This is a genomic window from Microcystis sp. M53603_WE2, from assembly GCF_030065435.1.
This window is the reverse complement of sequence record NZ_JASJFF010001036.1, coordinates 1-1,252: the sequence shown is the minus strand read 5'-3', so window position 1 is coordinate 1,252 and position 1,252 is coordinate 1. Positions and strand designations below refer to the sequence as shown.

The 1,252-nt window shown below is 47.2% G+C and carries 1 protein-coding gene; it reads right to left on the bottom strand.

Annotated features, from left to right (window positions below; translation table 11 throughout):
- Positions 1-466: 466 nt before the first annotated feature.
- Positions 467-1,252 (bottom strand): M23 family metallopeptidase (locus tag PX481_RS21845; protein ID WP_288095951.1); only part of this gene is annotated, 786 nt, incomplete at its 5' end.

Genomic DNA, 1,252 nt, shown 5'->3' with positions numbered 1-1,252 from the left:
TTGGGCGAACCACCCCCGACAGAGGGATTGAGTCGAACCGAAGACTAATCCCATTAAAATCGCTAGGACAAGCGGTGTAGCGGGATGGGTGCTGAGGAGCATCAAGGAGATAATAACCGTCCAAATTCCGACTAAAAGAGATAAAATCGCTCGTAATGACCAGTAGTTACTCAATAAACCGAACAGGATCGTCGAGGGAATGGAGATCAGGTTAAATAGGGTCTGCTGAAAAAGTTTTTCCTGGGGGTAGGAGTCAGGAGTCAGTAGCCGGTCGTTTCGGGCTTTGTTGCCCTTGGTTTTTGTACCAAGCTATGTACTACAAGAAGGATAATGCAAGGTTTTTGAAAGTCCCAATCCTATTTTCGCCGCATGAACATCGGACTTTAACAGGTCAAAAGCCTTATTGTAAAAGGGTTTTACCATTATTCAGCAAGCCCTAAATAAATCAATAATCCCACTTAACCGTTTACTTTTGACTTGATTGCGGGCCGATTTGGGGCAAATGCAAAGCGGGATCCTGCGCTGTCCAACCGACGGGAGTATCTAAGCGCACCTCAAAATGAAGATGGGGGGGAATAATATCCGGTTGTCCCGTGGTGCCAACCGCACCGATAACGTCTCCTGCTCGTACCCGTTGGTCAATTCTCACTGTAACCCTGCTTAAATGGGCATAACGGGTCTGCCGGCGACCTAAATGATTAATTACTACCAAATTACCATAGGCCCCCTCCTGACCCACATAAATCACTAGACCATCCTCGGCAGCTAAAACATTTGTACCAACATTTGCGAGAAGATCAATACCACTATGAAAGAGATTTTTCTGTTCCGTGGGGCTTTTTTGCCAACCGTAGGCTAATCCGACAGTGCTGGCTAAGGGTAAGGGATAAGAACTTAATCCAGTATAATCCGAGCGCTTGCCCGTGGCGGACCAATTGGTGCCGGGGATAAAAACTATTGTCGGCCGACGACCACAACCGTTAAGCTCAAAGAGGATATCGGCACGAATACCATAGGCAGCTTCTAAATCGCGCCAAGTGGAACCCTTGGGTGCTTCGATGCGAATGCCGTTCATCGGGGGAATGAAGATTTCTTTTCCCACGGGGGCCAAACCATTTTTAAGAATAGTCGGATTGAGTTTAATTATCGTTGCGGGGATGAGAGCGTATTTTTCGGCGATGGAGGGGATCGTTGCTCCCGCTTGGATTTTATGGCGTTGTAACCTTGATAAAATCGGTAGGGGACAAACATT